This window comes from Sanguibacter sp. Z6_81 (assembly GCF_057180625.1).
The window spans coordinates 197,491-213,630 of record NZ_JBXUFV010000003.1; the positions used below are offsets into that span (position 1 = coordinate 197,491).

Genomic DNA, 16,140 nt, shown 5'->3' on the forward strand with positions numbered 1-16,140 from the left:
GCGCCGGGCGTCCGGACGGGGTGGAAGCCGTCGCCGCACGGACATACCCTCGGCCCTATGACTGATGAGGGAGTGGCAGAGGCCGGAGTGGGGTACCGCAGGGGACCCGTCGTGCTGCGGGGCAAGCAGATCCCGCACGAGACGACGGACCAGAGGCTGCTCGACAACAGCGGCAGCGCCGAGTGGGTGCACGGAGACCCCTGGCGGGTGCTGAGGATCCAGAGCGAGTTCGTCGAGGGGTTCGGGGCGCTCGCGGAGGTGGGGCCGGCGGTGAGCGTGTTCGGCTCCGCGCGCACGCCGCGCGACCATCCGGACTACGAGCTGGGTCGACGGGTCGGCAGCGGGCTCGCGGAGCACGGGTATGCCGTCATCACCGGCGGCGGGCCGGGCATCATGGAGGCCGCCAACAGGGGCGCGCAGGAGGCGGGCGGACTCTCGGTCGGTCTCGGGATCGAGCTGCCGTTCGAGCAGGGGATGAACGCGTACGTCGAGCTCGGCGTCAACTTCCGCTACTTCTTCGCCCGCAAGACGATGTTCGTCAAGTACGCGACAGGCTTCGTCGTGCTGCCCGGCGGGTTCGGCACGTTCGACGAGCTGTTCGAGGCCATGACCCTCGTCCAGACGCAGAAGGTCACCGAGTTCCCCATCGTCCTCGTCGGGTCCGACTACTGGAACGGGCTCGTGGACTGGCTCCGGACGTCCGTCCTGAGCCGCGGGATGATCAGCGAGAAGGACCTCGACCTCCTGCGGGTGGTCGACGACCCCGACGAGGCCGTGCGGATCGTGTCCGAGCACAACGCCGAGCTCCGTGCCCGCGAGGCGGCAGCGGTCGCAGAGCTGGCGCACGAGGTGGCCGGAAAGCCAGGAGACCCCCAGGCGAAGGAGCGGACGTCCGCGTGACGCCGGACGTCGGTGAGCATCCCGGGAGAGGCATGGAGCCGTTCGTGGCACCGCCTCGTGCGCCTGCCCTCGTGCTGCGTGGCCGGACCGTGGGCGCGGGTGCTGCGGCGATCATGGCGATCGTCAACCGGACGCCGGACTCGTTCTACTCGGGCGCGCGGCACCTGGACGACCACGCGGCGATGACCGCGGTGGAGCGCGCGCTGGAGGACGGCGCGGAGCTCGTCGACATCGGTGGCGTCCGGGCCGGTGTCGGCCCGGACGTCTCTGTGGAGGAGGAGATCCGCCGCGTCGTCCCGTTCGTCGAGCAGGTCCGGCGAGAGTTCCCCGACCTGCTCGTCAGCGTCGACACCTGGCGGTCCGAGGTCGCCCGCGAGGTCGCGGCCGCTGGTGCGGACCTGCTCAACGACACCTGGGCAGGTCACGACCCCCGGCTCGTCGAGGTCGCCGCGGAGTTCGGCATCGGTGTCGTCTGCTCGCACACGGGCGGTGGGACACCACGCACGGACACGTTCCCGGGTGCGTACCCCGTCCCGCCCGGATCCCCGGCGGGGACCGATCCTGCCGACGGGGTCGTGCTCGACGTCCTCCAGACCCTGCAGAGCGCAGCCGGACGGGCGCTGCGCTGCGGTGTGCGACGCGAGTCGATCCTCGTCGACCCCACCCACGACTTCGGCAAGACGACTGCGCAGTCGCTCCAGGTGCTGCGCCGTACCGACAGGCTCGCAGCGACGGGGTTCCCCCTCCTCATGGCGCTCTCGCGCAAGGACTTCGTCGGCGAGGCCCTCGACCTTCCCGCGGACGAGCGGCTCGAGGGAACCCTTGCAGCGACCGCGGTCGCCGCCTGGCTGGGCGCGAGCGTGTTCCGTGCGCACGACGTGCGGGCGACACGCAGGGTGCTCGACATGCTGGCGGTGGTGCGCGGCGACCTTCCGCCGCGGCTGGCGCGACGGGGGACCGAGACGTAGCACGCGGCTGGCGCCGTGCCGCGACCGGGCCCGTCGCGCGGCCGGCGACCCGCGCCGCTCAGCGATGACACGACGTGCCGGAGTGACGTGGGGCACGAAGCCCTTTCCGCGTGAACTAGAATCTCCTCGAGACTACCGGCGGTACCGATCGAATGGAGAGCCACGAATGGCTGCGATGAAGCCACGGACGGGTGACGGACCGCTCGAGGTCACCAAGGAGGGACGCGGGATCGTCATGCGCGTCCCGCTCGAGGGTGGCGGTCGACTTGTCGTCGAGCTCAACGCGGTCGAGGCGAGCGAGTTGGGCGAGGCGCTCCAGGCCGTCGTCGGCTGAGCATGCCCCGGTCCGCCGTTCCTGGCGTCCCGGAGATCGCTGCGCGTCTCGACCGCGTCCTCCCCGAGGTCGTGGTCGCCGCTGGGCGGCTGCGCGACTGCACCTTCCTCGAGGAGAGCGACGTCGACGCGGTCGCTGTCGGCGTCGCGGCGCCTGTCGACGGCGACGACGAGCTGCAACCGCGGGACGGTGCCGTCGACGCAGCGACGCGCTACGGCATCGACCTCGCAGAGCTCGCGAGCCGATCGGCGTTCCGTGCCGCGTCCGGCACCACGCACACGGTCGACCTGCCCAAGCCTCATCGCCGCTCCGCTGCGGTGCTGCCCTGGGCGGGCCTTCCGTCCCGGGTCATCCTCGTGGGCCTCGGTCACGAGTCGCCCCGGGACCTGCGGCGCGCCGGTGCGGCACTGGCACGTGCGACGCGGGGCCTCGAGCGGGTGGTCACCACGATCGCGAGCTCGTCGGACGCCGCCACCGCCCGGGCCTTCGTCGAGGGGTACCTCCTCGGCGCGCACCGACCGGCGAGCTACGCGGCGACACCAGCCGGGCCGCCTCCGGCGGAGCAGCTGGTGATGCTCGGCCGGACGCGGCAGAGCACGCTCGACGCCGCCGCCCGGGCCGCGCGCGCCACGTGGCTCACCCGCGACCTCACCACGGTGCCGTCCAACGTCAAGACCCCGGAATGGTTCGCGCAGCGGGCGAGCGAGCTGGCGGACGGTGAAGGGCTCGACGTCCGCGTCCTCGGGGCGCGCGAGCTCGAGGCGGCAGGTCTCGGCGGACTCCTCGCCGTCGGGCGCGCGTCAGCTCACGAGCCCCGGCTGGTCACGGTCACCTACGACCCGTTCGACGAACCGCGCGGCCGCACGCCCCGTCACGTCGTCGTCGTGGGAAAGGGCATCACCTACGACACAGGTGGGCTCTCCATCAAGCCACGTGCGGCCATGGTCCCGATGAAGACGGACATGGCCGGTGCGGCGGTCGCGCTCGCGGCGGTGCTCGGCGCCTCGCACGCGCGGCTGCCGCACCGGGTCACCGCCGTCCTCGCACTCGCCGAGAACCAGGTGGGGTCCGCGGCCTACCGACCGGGAGACGTCGTCGTGCTCGGCGGAGGGCGGAGCGTCGAGATCGCCGACACGGACGCCGAGGGCCGGCTCGTGCTCGCCGACGCTCTCGCGTACGCCGACGCCGAGCTCGACCCCGACATCCTCATCGACGTCGCGACGCTCACAGGAGCGGCGACGCTCGGGCTCGGTCGGGGGCACGCGGCGCTGTACAGCGGTGACGAGGAGCTCGTCGCCGCGCTCGTGGCGGCCGCTGAGCGGACCGGGGAGCAGGTGTGGCACATGCCGCTCGTCGAGGAGTACGTCCCAGCGCTCACCTCGTCGGTCGCCGACCTGCGGCACGTGCCGGAGTCCCCGCCCGGAGGCGGGTCGATCACGGCTGCGCTCTTCCTCCGGGAGTTCGTCGGCGCGCGCCGCTGGGCGCACCTCGACATCGCGGGGCCGGCCCGTTCCGGCACAGCAGCACACGAGGTGCCCAAGGGCGCGACGGGGTTCGGGGCGCGGCTCGTCCTGAGCTACCTCGAGTCCCTGCGCTGAGACCCCGCGCGGCTCGCTGCGTCAGGGTCCGGCCGGGTGACCGTCCGGTCGCGTGACCGTCCGGTCAGTCGCGGACGGGCGCCGTCACGGTCGGACGGGCGCCGTCACGGTCGGACGAGCCTCCGGCGACGTCGATCCGTGCTCGGTCAGCGCCGCACGGCGACGAGGAGCCCGTCGCCCGTGGGGAGCAGGGCGGGGACGACACGCTCGTCGTCGCGCAGCTGCCGCCCCACCTCGCGGACGGTCGTCGTGAGCGCGTCCCGTCGCGCGGGATCGGCCACCTGCCCGTGGAGGAGGGCGTTGTCGAGCACGAGGAGGCCTCCGGGTCGCAGGAGCCGCAGCGCCTGCTCGACATAGGCGGGGTAGTCGGGCTTGCCGGCGCTGACGAGGACGAGGTCGTAGGCCCCGTCCGTGAGCCGCGGCAGCACGTCGAGCGCGCGGCCGGAGATGGTCCGGGTCCGGGTGGGTCGGATCCCCGCCTCGGTGAAGGCCTCTTTCGCGGCGCGTTGGTGCTCGACCTCGAGGTCGATCGTCGTCAGCACGCCGTCCTCACGCATACCCCGCAGGAGGCACAGGCTCGCGACGCCGGCCCCGGTGCCGATCTCGACCACCGCCCGGGCGCCGACGGCAGCGGCGAGGACGCTCAGTGCTGCACCAGCACCCGGCAGGATCGACGGGCAGCCCAGCTGTGCGGCGCGTTCCCTGGCGCCGAGCAGGACGTCGTCCTCGACGATGAAGTCCTCGGCGTACGCCCAGGAGCGGGCCTTGTCAGCACAGATGATGTCCTCCAGGCGGACGAGTGGTCGAGCAGAGCGGGAGGGGCGCGCAGACCCCCACGCCCCAGCCGAATGCTACCGGTGCACGCCGATGTGCGGCGTCCGTCGTGGTGCCCGTGTGTGCTCTGCGTGAAAGTTCGCCCGCGAGTGCGACAGACGGCGCCGTGGCCTGGGAGAATCACGCCATGCAGGAGTCGTCGCACCCCCCGTCCGTGCCAGTGAGCAGCCCTGCGGGGGCCGTGGCTGTGCAGGACGGTGCTGTCGACGTCGGCGGGGCGGGGGACGCAGTCACCGGGGACACCTGGGAGCCACCCACGTGGGAGTTCATCGTCCGTGAGCACTCCGGGCGGGTGTACCGGCTCGCGTACCGCCTCACGGGCAACCAGCACGACGCCGAGGACCTCACGCAGGAGGTGTTCGTCCGGGTCTTCCGGTCGCTGCACAGCTACACGCCCGGGACGTTCGAGGGCTGGCTGCACCGCATCACCACCAACCTCTTCCTCGATCACGTCCGGCGCAAGCAGCGGATCCGGATGGACGCGATGGGGGAGACCGACATGCAGGTTCCTGCGCGCGGGGACCTGCACGACCCGGTCCGTGGGTTCGAGCACGCCAACCTCGATCACGACATCCAGCGCGCGCTCGACAGCCTGGCGCCGGAGTACCGCGCCGCCGTGGTGCTGTGCGACATCGAAGGACTCTCGTACGAGGAGATCGCGGTGACCCTCGGTATCAAGCTCGGGACGGTGCGCTCCAGGATCCACCGGGCACGCTCGCAGCTGCGGATGCTCCTCGCCGACAGAGCTCCTCGGTCCCCCCGTGACGATGCGCCCGCGGCCGCTCTCGGGGTGGCGGGATGAACGGGCACCTCGGCAGCAAGGTGTCGCAGCTCGTCGACGGCGAGCTCGACCCGGCGACGCACGAGCGGGCTCTGGCCCACGTCGCCCGGTGCCCGCGGTGCGCCGACGAGGTGCGTGACGCGCGCGCCGCGAGGCGTGCACTGTCGGTCGACCTGCCGCGCATCGTCCCGGACCCGAGCTTCATGACCAGGTTGCTCGCCCTGGAGGGGGACGCGCAGTCGGCGGCGCGAATCCCCCCGCCGCACAGCGGGCGCTCGCAGAGCGGGGCGCTGCGGGGTGACCACGCCGAGCTGCGTGATCGCGCTCCGCGCCGGCTCCCGAGCGGCGGGGCGCTCGGGGGAGAGGTGCACCGCACCGCTCGCTCCCGGTGGGCTGCCTGGGGCGCTGGGACCGCGCTCGTCGCGTCGGGTGTCGCCGCCTCCGGCTTGTTCGTGCTCGGGCAGCGGCCCGTCGTCGTGCCGGACCGGGTGCCGTCCGCGGCGCTGTCGGTGCTCGCGGCCGCCCCGGCACCGGGCTCAGCCAGCGACTCGTCGACGGTCGTGCGGACCATCGGGTTCGACGAGGCGCTGTCCGGGCCGGGCACGGACGCTGACGCCCTGGCATGGGTGCGTTCGGACGGGTGGGAGTGTCCTGTCGAGCTACCAGCCGGCGTGAGTGTCGCCGCCGTCCGGGTGGGTGGCCACGACGCGTCCGTGCTCGAGCTCGACCTGGAGAGCCCCGTCGGCCGTGCCGTCGTGCGCGAGCAGAAGGGTCGGCTCGATCCCAGCTCGGTCGAGGGCGCCGCGACGGCGACCGTGCACGACGCGCCGGTCTACATCCTTTCCGACGCCCCGCTGCACGTGGTGTGGCAGTCGGGGGACACGGTCGTCGACCTCGTCGCGGAGACATCGTTGGCGAACGTGCTAGAACTGATCTCGTCGTTCTCAGTCGACGAGTACGACACGAGGGTCCAGGCGCAGCTCGTGCGCGGCTGGTCGTCGCTGACAGGAGGACTCTCGTGACCGATACCGGTCCTGTGCCGCCGAGCTCGCCGGAGCCGACCCCGCAGGCGCGCCCCGTGCCGCCCGTCCCGCTCCCGCCAGGGGCGCCCACCCCGTCCTATGCCCCTCGGCGGTACGAGCCCGTCGTCGCCGAGCCCGCACCGCCCGGCGGACACACCGCGCCGCAGTGGCAGACGAACCCGCAGCCGCAGCACCGGGTCGACGCAGACACCGACGCCGGGTGGGACCCGTTCGCCCTCCAGCCCGGTGCCGCGGGTCACCCGGGCGTCGCGGGCGGCTCGGAGCCGCAGCACCGCGGACGAGCGGGATTCGTGGCGATGGTGCTCCTCGGTGCACTCGTCCTGGGTTCGCTCGGAGGAGTCGTCGCACCGCGGATCGTCGACGCGCTCGACGGGCGCCCCACCGACGGCTCGTTGCCGTCCGTCGTCGCCGATCCCGACCTCACGCGCCCGGACGGATCGATCGCGGACATCGCCGCGACCGTGGGTCCGAGCGTCGTCTCGATCAGGGTGAGCGGGGCGGACGGCCAGGGGACGGGTTCCGGGTTCGTCATCCGTGAGGACGGATACATCCTCACGAACAACCACGTGATCGCCGGCGCTGTGCCCTCGGGCACGATCCGGGTGACGTTCTCCGACGGCAGCGAGGAGGAAGCGACCCTCGTCGGCCGGACCGCGGACTACGACCTCGCCGTCATCCAGGTGGACCTCACGGGCCTCACGCCGCTCGGGCTCGGTGACTCCGACGCCGTGATGGTCGGCGACCCCGTCATCGCGATCGGAGCCCCGCTGGGACTCGACGGCACCGTGACGTCCGGGATCATCAGCGCGCTCAACCGCCCGGTGTCCGCAGGTGACACGGGGGACACCGCCTTCATCAACGCGCTCCAGACGGACGCCGCCATCAATCCCGGCAACTCCGGCGGCCCGCTCGTCGACGCGTCGGGGAACGTCATCGGCATCAACTCCGCCATCGCCCAGCCGCCGGGCCAGATGGTGGCGTCCGGCAACATCGGGCTCGGGTTCGCCATCGGCTCGAACCAGGCCAAGCGGACGGCCGAGGAGATCATCGAGACGGGCAGTGCGAGCTACCCGATCATCGGTGTCCTCCTCGACCCGGCGTACGACGGCGAGGGCGTCCAGGTCGTCACGGACGTCCAGGACGGCCAGGAGCCGGTGACGCCGGACGGCCCGGCCGCTGACGCGGGGCTCGAGCCGGGCGACGTCATCCTCGAGATCGACGGGCGGCCGGTGACGCAGTCCGACGAGCTCATCGTCGCGATCCGCGCCAAGGCGCCGGGGGACACGGTCGTCCTGCGCGTGCGCTCGGGGAGCGGGGAGCAGGACGTCTCGATCGTGCTCGACAAGGCCACGAGCGAGTAGACCGGTGTTCGGAGTCAACGGGGGCGAGCTGGTCGTCCTGCTCGTCATCGCGGTCCTCGTCATCGGGCCGGAACGTCTCCCGCGGTACGCGGAACAGCTCGGCGTCCTCGTCCGGAAGGGACGGGCGCTGCTCGGCGAGGCCAAGGTGAAGGTCTCCGAGGAGCTCGGTCCCGAGATCGCGGACGTCGACTGGTCCCAGCTCGACCCCCGCCGTTACGACCCGCGCCGGATCGTCCGCGACGCCCTGCTCGACGAGCCGCCGCCCCCACCGTCGCGTCCAGCACAGCCGGTGGCCCAGCCGGTCCTGGCGCTCGGCGCACCCGCCCCGTTCGACGTCGAGGCGACCTGACAACGATTCGGCAATGCCGCTCGATGCTGCCAGAATGGCATTCATGCCCAACGACGCGTCGCGACCCAGGATCCTGTCAGGGATGCAGCCCACCGACGACTCCTTGACCTTGGGCAACTACATCGGTGCACTCACCCAGTGGGTGGCCCTCCAGGACTCGTACGACGCGCTGTACTGCGTCGTCGACCTCCATGCACTCACGGTGAACCCGGACCCGGACAAGCTGCGCGAGCGCACGCGCCGCACGCTGGCGCAGTACCTCGCCGGCGGCGTCGACCCGGACCGCTCGACGTTGTTCCTCCAGTCGCACGTCCCGGAGCACACGGAGCTCGCGTGGATCCTGTCCTGCCAGACGGGGTTCGGCGAGGCCAGCCGGATGACCCAGTTCAAGGACAAGTCGGCGAAGCAGGGTGCGGACAACACCACGGTCGGTCTCTTCACGTACCCGGTGCTCATGGCAGCGGACATCCTTCTGTACGACACGGCGCTCGTGCCGGTGGGCGAGGACCAGCGGCAGCACCTCGAGATCACCCGGGACCTGGCAGAGCGGCTCAACAGCAGGTTCGGAGAGGGCACCGCCGTGGTCCCGGAGGCGCACATCGTCAAGGGCGCAGCGAAGGTCTACGACCTCCAGGCGCCGACGGCGAAGATGAGCAAGTCGTCGACCGGCAAGGGCACCGTGTGGCTGCTCGACGACCCCAAGGTGACGGCCAAGCGGATCCGGTCTGCCGTGACCGACGCGGGCTCGGAGATCGTGTTCGACCCGGAGAACAAGCCTGGCATCGCGAACCTGCTGACGATCTACTCCTCGCTCAGCGGTCGGACGATCGCCCAGCTCGAGGAGCAGTACGCCGGCCTGCAGTACGGCAACCTCAAGGTCGACCTCGCGGACCTCGTCGTCGCCCTGGTCACGCCGTTCCAGGAGCGCGTCTCGCACTACCTCTCCGACCCGGCGGAGCTCGACACGATCCTCGCTCGTGGCGCCGACAAGGCCCGGGACCTCGCAAGCGTCACGCTGGCCCGGATCTACGACCGCGTCGGACTCATCCCCGCACCTGGGCGCGCGCGGTGAACCTCCCCGAGCGGGTGGGCGACCAGCGCAGGGTGGGAGTGGCCATCGAGGTGCCCGAGCCGTACGGCCCCGAGCTGCAGAAGGCCCGTCGGCGGTTCGGCGACCCGCTCGCCGACCTCATCCCCCCGCACATCACCCTGCTCGGGCCCACCATCGTCGAGCCCGAGGCCTTCGAGGGCGTGCACGCCCACCTCGAGAGTGTCGTGCGCGACGTGTCGGCGTTCGTCGTGCGGCTGCGCAGCAGCGGCACGTTCCGGCCGGTGTCGCCTGTCGTCTTCGTCCAGGTGGCCCAGGGGATCTCGGAGTGCGAGGCGCTCGAGAAGGCGGTCCGGTCAGGCCCGCTCGAGCAGTCCCTCCGGTTCAACTACCACCCGCACGTCACGGTCGCCCACGAGGTGCCGGACACGGCGCTCGACACCGCTTTCGAGGCGATGGCGGACTACGAGGCGACGTTCTCGGTGGACTTCATCTCGCTCTACGAGCACGGCGACGACAACGTCTGGCGTCCCGTGCGGCGCTTCCCGCTGCAGCCGGCCGGCACACAGGAAGCCACCCGCTGACGAGGGTGTCCCGCTGGCAGAACCTCCGCGCCGGCGCAGACGACGAGAGGCCCGCAACCGGGTGGTTGCGGGCCTCTCGTCGTCTGTGGGGACGGTCATCGCCCCCCGCGAGCTCAGAAGGCGCGGGTGATCATCGCCTGCTTGACCTCTTTGATGGCCTTGGTGACCTCGATGCCCCGGGGGCACGCCTCGGTGCAGTTGAAGGTCGTGCGGCAGCGCCACACGCCTTCCTTGTCGTTGAGGATCTCGAGCCGCTGCTCGGAGCCCTCGTCGCGGGAGTCGAAGATGAACCGGTGCGCGTTGACGATCGCCGCGGGGCCGAAGTACTGCCCGTCGGTCCAGAAGACGGGGCAGGAGGACGTGCACGCGGCGCAGAGGATGCACTTCGTCGTGTCGTCGAACCGCTCGCGCTGCTCGGCCGACTGGAGGCGCTCCTTGCTCGGCTCGTTGCCGGAGGTGATGAGGAACGGCATGATCTCGCGGTAGGACGCGAAGAACGGCTCCATGTCCACGACGAGGTCCTTGATCACGGGCAGGCCCTTGATCGGCTCCACGAGGATCGGCTTGTCCGGGTTGACGTCCTTGAGGAGCGTCTTGCAGGCGAGGCGGTTGCGTCCGTTGATCCGGACGGCGTCAGACCCGCAGACGCCGTGCGCGCAGGAGCGGCGGAACGTCAGCGACCCGTCGTGCTCCCACTTGATCTTGTGGAGCGCATCGAGCACACGGTCCGTGCCGTAGGCCGTGACGGTGAAGTCGTCCCAGTACGCCTCGTCGCCGTGGGCGGACTCGGGGGAGTAGCGGCGCACCCGGAGGGTCACCTCGAAGCTGGGGATCGCTCCGACGGTGGTCTCCGGGGCCTTCTCGGCGGTGGCTGTCATCAGTACTTACGCTCCATCGGCTCGTACCTGGTCTGTGTGACGAGCTTTCCGCCCAGCACGACCTTGTAATTGTCGAACTCACTCTGCTCGGTGAAGACACCGGCAGTTCCGTCGGCGCTCTCGACCTCGGTGTCACCCAGCGGGCGGCGGTAGGCCATGGTGTGGAGCATCCAGTTGGCGTCGTCGCGCTCGGGGTAGTCCTCGCGGAAGTGGCCCCCGCGGGACTCCTTCCGGTTGAGCGCTCCGACGACGACGACCTCCGCGATGTCGAGCAGGAAGCCCAGCTCGATCGCCTCGAGGAGGTCCGTGTTGAACAGCCGGCCCTTGTCCTGGACGGACACGTTCTTGTAGCGACGCTGGAGCTCGCGGATGTCCGCCTGCGCCTCGCGGAGGGACTCCTCCGTGCGGAACACCTGGGCGTTGCGGTCCATCGTCTCCTGGAGCGCGGTCCGGATGTCCGCGACGCGCTCGCCCGTGGGGCGTCCGCGCATGTCGTCGAGCTGGGCGACCACCGGGTCGGCCGCGTCGGGCGCGATGTCCCGGTAGACGGCCGTCTTGGCGTACTTCGCAGCCGCGCGACCGGCGCGCTTGCCGAAGACGTTGATGTCGAGGAGCGAGTTGGTCCCCAGACGGTTCGAGCCGTGGACGGAGACGCAGGCGACCTCGCCGGCGGCGTAGAGGCCGCGCACGACGTCGGTGTTGTTGCGCAGCACCTCGGCGTCGACGTTGGTGGGGATCCCACCCATCGCGTAGTGCGCGGTGGGGTACACGGGCACCGGCTCGGTGTACGGCTCGATGCCGAGGTACGTCCGGGCGAACTCGGTGATGTCGGGGAGCTTGGCGTCGATGTGCGCCGGTTCGAGGTGCGTGAGGTCGAGGAGGATGTAGTCCTTGTTCGGGCCTGCCCCGCGGCCCTCACGGACCTCGTTCGCCATCGAGCGCGCGACGATGTCGCGCGGCGCGAGGTCCTTGATGGTCGGGGCGTAGCGCTCCATGAAGCGCTCACCGTCACCGTTGCGGAGGATGCCGCCCTCGCCGCGAGCGGCCTCGGACAGGAGGATCCCCAGGCCGGCGAGGCCTGTCGGGTGGAACTGGAAGAACTCCATGTCCTCGAGGGGGAACCCGCGGCGCAGCGCCAGCGCCATGCCGTCGCCGGTGAGGGTGTGCGCGTTCGACGTCGTCTTGAAGATCTTCCCAGCACCGCCGGTGGCGAGGATGATCGCCTTCGCCTGGAAGATGTGGATCTCGCCGGTGGCGAGGTCGTACGCGACGACGCCGGTGACGTTGACCTCCTCGCCGTCGGGCACGTGGCCCTCGGAGAGGTCGTGGTCGACGAGCAGGTCGAGGACGTAGAACTCGTTGAAGAACTCCACGTCCTGCTTGACGCACTGCTGGTAGAGCGTCTGGAGGATCATGTGGCCGGTGCGGTCCGCGGCGTAGCAGGAGCGGCGGACGGCGGCCTCGCCGTGGTTGCGGGTGTGCCCGCCGAAGCGGCGCTGGTCGATACGTCCCTCAGGTGTGCGGTTGAAGGGCAGCCCCATCCGCTCGAGGTCGAGGACGGCGTCGATCGCCTCCTTGGCCATGATCTCTGCGGCGTCCTGGTCGACGAGGTAGTCGCCGCCCTTGACCGTGTCGAACGTGTGCCACTCCCAGTTGTCCTCCTCGACGTTGGCGAGGGCGGCACACATGCCGCCCTGCGCCGCGCCGGTGTGGGAGCGCGTCGGGTAGAGCTTGGAGATCACGGCCGTGCGGACCTCGCCGGAGGACTCGAGGGCAGCGCGCATCCCGGCGCCTCCTGCGCCGACGATCACGACGTCGTACTGATGGGTCTGCATCGGGTCGAGGTCTCCTGTGACGAGAGGGTGGGTCAGGGGGTCGAGCGGTGGCTCAGGACGTGCAGACGGACGGGAGCAGGTCGGCAGGTGCGCCGACCGGGCACGGGCTGAACGTGAAGATCACGAGCGTGCCGAGGACCGTCACGACGACGAAGGACACGTAGAGGGCGATCTTCAGCGCGAGCCGGACACCGTCACGCTCCGCGTAGTCGTTGATGATCGTGCGCACCCCGTTCGTGCCGTGCATCATCGCCAGCCACAGCATGAGCAGGTCCCACATCTGCCAGAACGGCGACGTCCACTTGCCGCCGACGAACGCGAAGTCGATCGCGTTCACGCCGTCGCCGATCATGAGGTTGACGAAGAGGTGGCCGAAGATGAGGACGAGCAGGACGACGCCGGAGGCCCGCATGAAGACCCAGCCGTACAGCTCGAAGTTCGAGCGCGTGCTCTTGACGCGCTTGTAGGAGTCGCGCGGGTTCGTCAGCGCAGGTGCGGCGGCCATCAGTGCTCCCCGAAGACGTTCATGAGGTGGCGCGGCAGGAACGCGGCCATGGTGACGAGTGTGAGGCCGACGACGGTCCAGAGCATCGCTCGGTGGTACTGCGGACCTTTGGCCCAGAAGTCCACGAGGATGATGCGGATACCGTTGAAGGCGTGGAACACGATCGCCGCGACGAGGCCGGCCTCTCCGAGGCCCATGATGGGCGTCTGGTACGTGCCGATCACGGCGTTGTAGGCCTCCGGTGAGACCCGTACCAGTGCGGTGTCGAGGACGTGCACGAGCAGGAAGAAGAAGATGAGCACGCCGGTCACGCGGTGCGCGACCCAGGACCACATACCTTCGCGGCCGCGGTACAACGTGCCAGCGGGTGCACTGGGCACTGGGCGCCTCCTGGGCTGTTCATAGCGTCGGACCTGTGTCCGGTTCTCCACGGAAGTCTCTGGGCGTCGTCGACCAGATCCGTCTGACCTCTTCACTGTAGTGACTGTTGCGCCATGGTTGCGCCCGCAGGGCGGGAGTTCGCGTGTGGCGCTCGTCGTTTGTGATGCACTCCACAGGATCGACGGCCGGGCGGCGAGCCGGTGATTATGCTCGTGCCATGTCCCCGACCCGTGAGCCCGCCCTCCCGAACTTCTACGCAGTGATTCCCGCGGGGGGCGCAGGAACCCGGCTGTGGCCGCTGTCGCGGTCCGGCGCGCCCAAGTTCTTGCACGACCTCACCGGTTCGGGGCGCTCGCTCATCCAGGCGACGGTGGACCGGGTGGGTGCGCTCGCCCAGGGGGTCGTCGTCGTCACCGGGGAGGCGCACGCCGCAGCCGTCTCCGAGCAGCTGCCCGCGCTCGACGCCGCCAACATCCTCACCGAACCGTCGCCGCGGGACTCGATGGCGGCGATCGGTCTGGCTGCGGCGGTGCTCGCCCAGCGGCACGGCGACGTGGTCCTCGGTTCCTTCGCCGCCGACCAGGTCATCACCGGCCAGGATTCCTTCGAGCAGGCCGTCCGTGAGGGTGTGCGCGCCGCGGAGGAGGGGTACGTCGTGACGATCGGCATCGCTGCCTCCCGCCCGTCGACGGCGTTCGGCTACATCCACTCCGGGGCTCCGCTCGGTCTTGCCGGGGCGCCGAGCGCCCTGCACGTCGTCGGGTTCACGGAGAAGCCCGACGCGACGACGGCCCAGCGCTACCTCGCCACCGGCGAGTACCGCTGGAACGCCGGCATGTTCCTCGTTCGCGCCTCGGTGCTCCTCGACCACCTCGCCCGGGAGCGCCCCGCCCTGCACGACGGCATCCGGACGATCGCGGCCGCCTGGGACACGCCGGAGCGCGCGGCGGTCGTCGCCCGCGTGTGGCCGGGCCTGGAGAAGGTCGCGATCGACCACGCCGTGGCAGAGCCGGTCGCGGCCGCCGGTGGCGTCGTCGTCGTCCCCGGGTCGTTCGGCTGGGACGACGTCGGGGACTTCAACTCCCTCGCCGCGCTGCTGCCTGCCGCGGACGAGGCGGGCTCGAAGGTGCTCGGCGACGACGGCGCGGTCGTGCGGATCCAGAGCGCGGGGTCGGTGGTGGTCCCCGCGGCAGGTCGGGTGGTGACGATCCTCGGGCTCGACGACGTCGTCGTCGTGGACACCCCGGACGCGCTGCTCGTCACGACACGCGCCCGGGCGCAGCAGGTCAAGGACGTCGTCACCGAGCTGCGTGATCGCGGTCTGGACGAGCTCCTGTGACCGGTGAGCAGGAGTCGCTGCGCGCACGCATCGCGGACCTCACGGACGAGATCATCGACGAGCTCGTCGGGATCCGCCGCGACATCCACGCGCACCCCGAGGTCGCGCGGGCGGAGCTCCGGACGACGGCGCTCCTCGCGGCGCGGCTGCGGCAGGCGGGGCTCGAGCCCAGGCTCTTGAACGGCAGTGGCCTGACCTGTGACATCGGGCCCGGCGCCGCAGGCTCCGGACGCCGACGTATCGCGGTCCGGGCGGACATCGACGCCCTTCCGCTGCCGGAGACCTCCGGCGTCGAGTTCGCCTCGACGGTCCGCGGCGTCGCCCATGCGTGCGGCCACGACGTGCACACGACCATCGTGCTCGGCGTGGGCCTCGTGCTCGCCAGGCTGCATGCCGCCGGTGAGCTGCACCAACCTGTGCGACTCATCTTCCAGCCCGCGGAGGAGGTCCAGCCGGGCGGTGCCCTGGAGGTCCTCGACCAGGGTGGTCTCAACGGCGTCGGCGAGATCTACGCCCTGCACTGCGACCCGAAGCTCGACGTCGGGAAGATCGGGACGAGGATCGGTCCCATCACCTCGGCGTCCGACGAGGTCACGGTGCACGCGACCTCGAGGGGCGGGCACACGTCGCGGCCGCACCTCACGGGTGACCTCGTGTACGTGCTCGGGCAGATCATCACCCAGGTCCCGGCCGTCCTCGGGCGCCGGCTCGACCCGCGGTCGGGCGTCAACCTCACGTGGGGCGCGGTGCAGGCCGGGGCGGCGCCCAACGCGATACCCATGAGCGGACTGCTGCGCGGGACGCTGCGCTGTCTCGACGTGCGCGCGTGGGAGCGCGCCGCACAGGTGCTGCACGACGCGGTCCGGCAGGTCGCCGAGCCCTACGGCGTGGAGGTCGAGGTGCACCACCAGCGGGGCGTGCCACCGGTCGAGAACGACACGGCCTGCACGACGACGCTCGAGCGCTCGGCGCGCGAGATGCTCGGCGAGGGGTCGGTCGTCCTCACCGAGCAGTCCCTCGGTGGGGAGGATTTCGCCTGGTACCTCACGAAGGTCCCCGGTGCGATGGCACGGCTGGGGACGCGGACCCCGGGCGGCCGCACGTACGACATCCACCAGGGGGACCTGCGCGTCGACGAGCAGGCGATCTCCGTGGGCATCCTCCTGCTCTCGGAGGTGGCGGCGGCGGGCGGCGCTGCGGCATCTCGAAGCGCGGGACCCGGTGTGTCAGAGCGCAGACCAACCTTGCGCTTTCGTAACGAACTCGCGTAGTTACCCTTCAGTAACGAGATGTTCACACCCGGGGTCGTATGGTGAGCGCGCACGGGTCACCGAACCAGGTCTAGGCGCATTCCTGCGTACCTGGAAGACCCAGGGCGATCTCTCTCGACCAGACCACAGGA

The 16,140-nt window shown here is 71.0% G+C and carries 17 protein-coding genes; 12 read left to right on the forward strand and 5 right to left on the reverse strand.

Annotated features, from left to right (window positions below; genetic code table 11):
- The first annotated feature begins 57 nt into the window (after positions 1 to 57).
- The 4 genes from AC2AXK_RS09260 (at position 58) to AC2AXK_RS09275 (ending at position 3,800) form a co-directional block, all read left to right on the forward strand.
- Positions 58 to 900, forward strand: coding sequence for an LOG family protein (locus AC2AXK_RS09260; RefSeq protein ID WP_484345083.1), 843 nt, complete (start codon positions 58 to 60; stop codon positions 898 to 900).
- Positions 901 to 932: 32 nt separating this feature from the next.
- A complete protein-coding gene (folP, locus tag AC2AXK_RS09265) occupies positions 933 to 1,868 on the forward strand; it encodes a dihydropteroate synthase (protein ID WP_484345404.1) in 936 nt (311 codons plus the stop codon).
- Positions 1,869 to 2,034: 166 nt separating this feature from the next.
- A complete protein-coding gene (locus AC2AXK_RS09270) occupies positions 2,035 to 2,202 on the forward strand; it encodes a DUF3117 domain-containing protein (RefSeq protein WP_083942151.1) in 168 nt (55 codons plus the stop codon).
- 2 nt (positions 2,203 to 2,204) lie between these two features.
- Positions 2,205 to 3,800, forward strand: coding sequence for a leucyl aminopeptidase family protein (locus tag AC2AXK_RS09275; protein WP_484345084.1), 1,596 nt, complete (start codon positions 2,205 to 2,207; stop codon positions 3,798 to 3,800).
- A gap of 146 nt (positions 3,801 to 3,946) precedes the next feature.
- On the opposite strand, the gene AC2AXK_RS09280 is transcribed toward AC2AXK_RS09275, so the two are convergent.
- Positions 3,947 to 4,579 (reverse strand): O-methyltransferase, encoded by a 633-nt coding sequence (locus AC2AXK_RS09280; RefSeq protein WP_484345405.1) that lies wholly within the window; start codon positions 4,577 to 4,579, stop codon positions 3,947 to 3,949.
- A gap of 182 nt (positions 4,580 to 4,761) precedes the next feature.
- On the opposite strand from AC2AXK_RS09280, the gene sigE reads away from it, so the two are divergent.
- Genes sigE through AC2AXK_RS09310 form a run of 6 tightly spaced genes read left to right on the forward strand, consistent with a single transcriptional unit; the run spans position 4,762 to position 9,800 of the window.
- On the forward strand, positions 4,762 to 5,436 hold the full coding sequence (sigE, locus tag AC2AXK_RS09285; protein WP_484345085.1) for an RNA polymerase sigma factor SigE: 675 nt from the start codon (positions 4,762 to 4,764) through the stop codon (positions 5,434 to 5,436).
- Positions 5,433 to 6,437 (forward strand): zf-HC2 domain-containing protein, encoded by a 1,005-nt coding sequence (locus AC2AXK_RS09290; protein ID WP_484345086.1) that lies wholly within the window; start codon positions 5,433 to 5,435, stop codon positions 6,435 to 6,437. Before sigE ends, AC2AXK_RS09290 begins: the two co-directional genes overlap by 4 nt.
- Positions 6,434 to 7,819, forward strand: coding sequence for a S1C family serine protease (locus tag AC2AXK_RS09295; protein WP_484345087.1), 1,386 nt, complete (start codon positions 6,434 to 6,436; stop codon positions 7,817 to 7,819). The genes AC2AXK_RS09290 and AC2AXK_RS09295 overlap by 4 nt, the downstream gene beginning before the upstream one ends.
- 4 nt (positions 7,820 to 7,823) lie before the next feature.
- Entirely contained in the window at positions 7,824 to 8,168 is a 345-nt protein-coding gene (locus AC2AXK_RS09300) for a twin-arginine translocase TatA/TatE family subunit (protein ID WP_484345088.1), read from the forward strand.
- Between the two features lie 43 nt (positions 8,169 to 8,211).
- A complete protein-coding gene (gene trpS, locus AC2AXK_RS09305) occupies positions 8,212 to 9,240 on the forward strand; it encodes a tryptophan--tRNA ligase (protein WP_484345089.1) in 1,029 nt (342 codons plus the stop codon).
- Positions 9,237 to 9,800: a 2'-5' RNA ligase family protein gene (locus tag AC2AXK_RS09310; RefSeq protein WP_484345090.1), complete on the forward strand. Its 564-nt coding sequence runs from the start codon at positions 9,237 to 9,239 to the stop codon at positions 9,798 to 9,800. Before trpS ends, AC2AXK_RS09310 begins: the two co-directional genes overlap by 4 nt.
- 113 nt (positions 9,801 to 9,913) lie before the next feature.
- On the opposite strand, the gene AC2AXK_RS09315 is transcribed toward AC2AXK_RS09310, so the two are convergent.
- The 4 genes from AC2AXK_RS09315 to sdhC are packed head-to-tail and all read right to left on the reverse strand — an operon-like array spanning position 9,914 to position 13,398.
- Positions 9,914 to 10,678 (reverse strand): succinate dehydrogenase iron-sulfur subunit, encoded by a 765-nt coding sequence (locus AC2AXK_RS09315; RefSeq protein WP_484345091.1) that lies wholly within the window; start codon positions 10,676 to 10,678, stop codon positions 9,914 to 9,916.
- Positions 10,678 to 12,513, reverse strand: coding sequence for a succinate dehydrogenase flavoprotein subunit (sdhA, locus tag AC2AXK_RS09320; protein WP_484345092.1), 1,836 nt, complete (start codon positions 12,511 to 12,513; stop codon positions 10,678 to 10,680). Before sdhA ends, AC2AXK_RS09315 begins: the two co-directional genes overlap by 1 nt.
- A 52-nt stretch (positions 12,514 to 12,565) precedes the next feature.
- Positions 12,566 to 13,018, reverse strand: coding sequence for a succinate dehydrogenase hydrophobic membrane anchor subunit (locus AC2AXK_RS09325; protein ID WP_484345093.1), 453 nt, complete (start codon positions 13,016 to 13,018; stop codon positions 12,566 to 12,568).
- Positions 13,018 to 13,398 carry a succinate dehydrogenase, cytochrome b556 subunit gene (sdhC, locus tag AC2AXK_RS09330; protein WP_484345094.1) on the reverse strand — a complete coding sequence of 127 codons (381 nt, stop codon included), beginning with the start codon at positions 13,396 to 13,398 and terminating at the stop codon, positions 13,018 to 13,020. Before sdhC ends, AC2AXK_RS09325 begins: the two co-directional genes overlap by 1 nt.
- A 218-nt stretch (positions 13,399 to 13,616) precedes the next feature.
- On the opposite strand from sdhC, the gene AC2AXK_RS09335 reads away from it, so the two are divergent.
- Positions 13,617 to 14,738 carry a mannose-1-phosphate guanylyltransferase gene (locus tag AC2AXK_RS09335; RefSeq protein WP_484345095.1) on the forward strand — a complete coding sequence of 374 codons (1,122 nt, stop codon included), beginning with the start codon at positions 13,617 to 13,619 and terminating at the stop codon, positions 14,736 to 14,738.
- Entirely contained in the window at positions 14,735 to 16,009 is a 1,275-nt protein-coding gene (locus tag AC2AXK_RS09340; protein WP_484345096.1) for an amidohydrolase, read from the forward strand. The genes AC2AXK_RS09335 and AC2AXK_RS09340 overlap by 4 nt, the downstream gene beginning before the upstream one ends.
- The last annotated feature ends 131 nt before the right edge of the window (positions 16,010 to 16,140 follow it).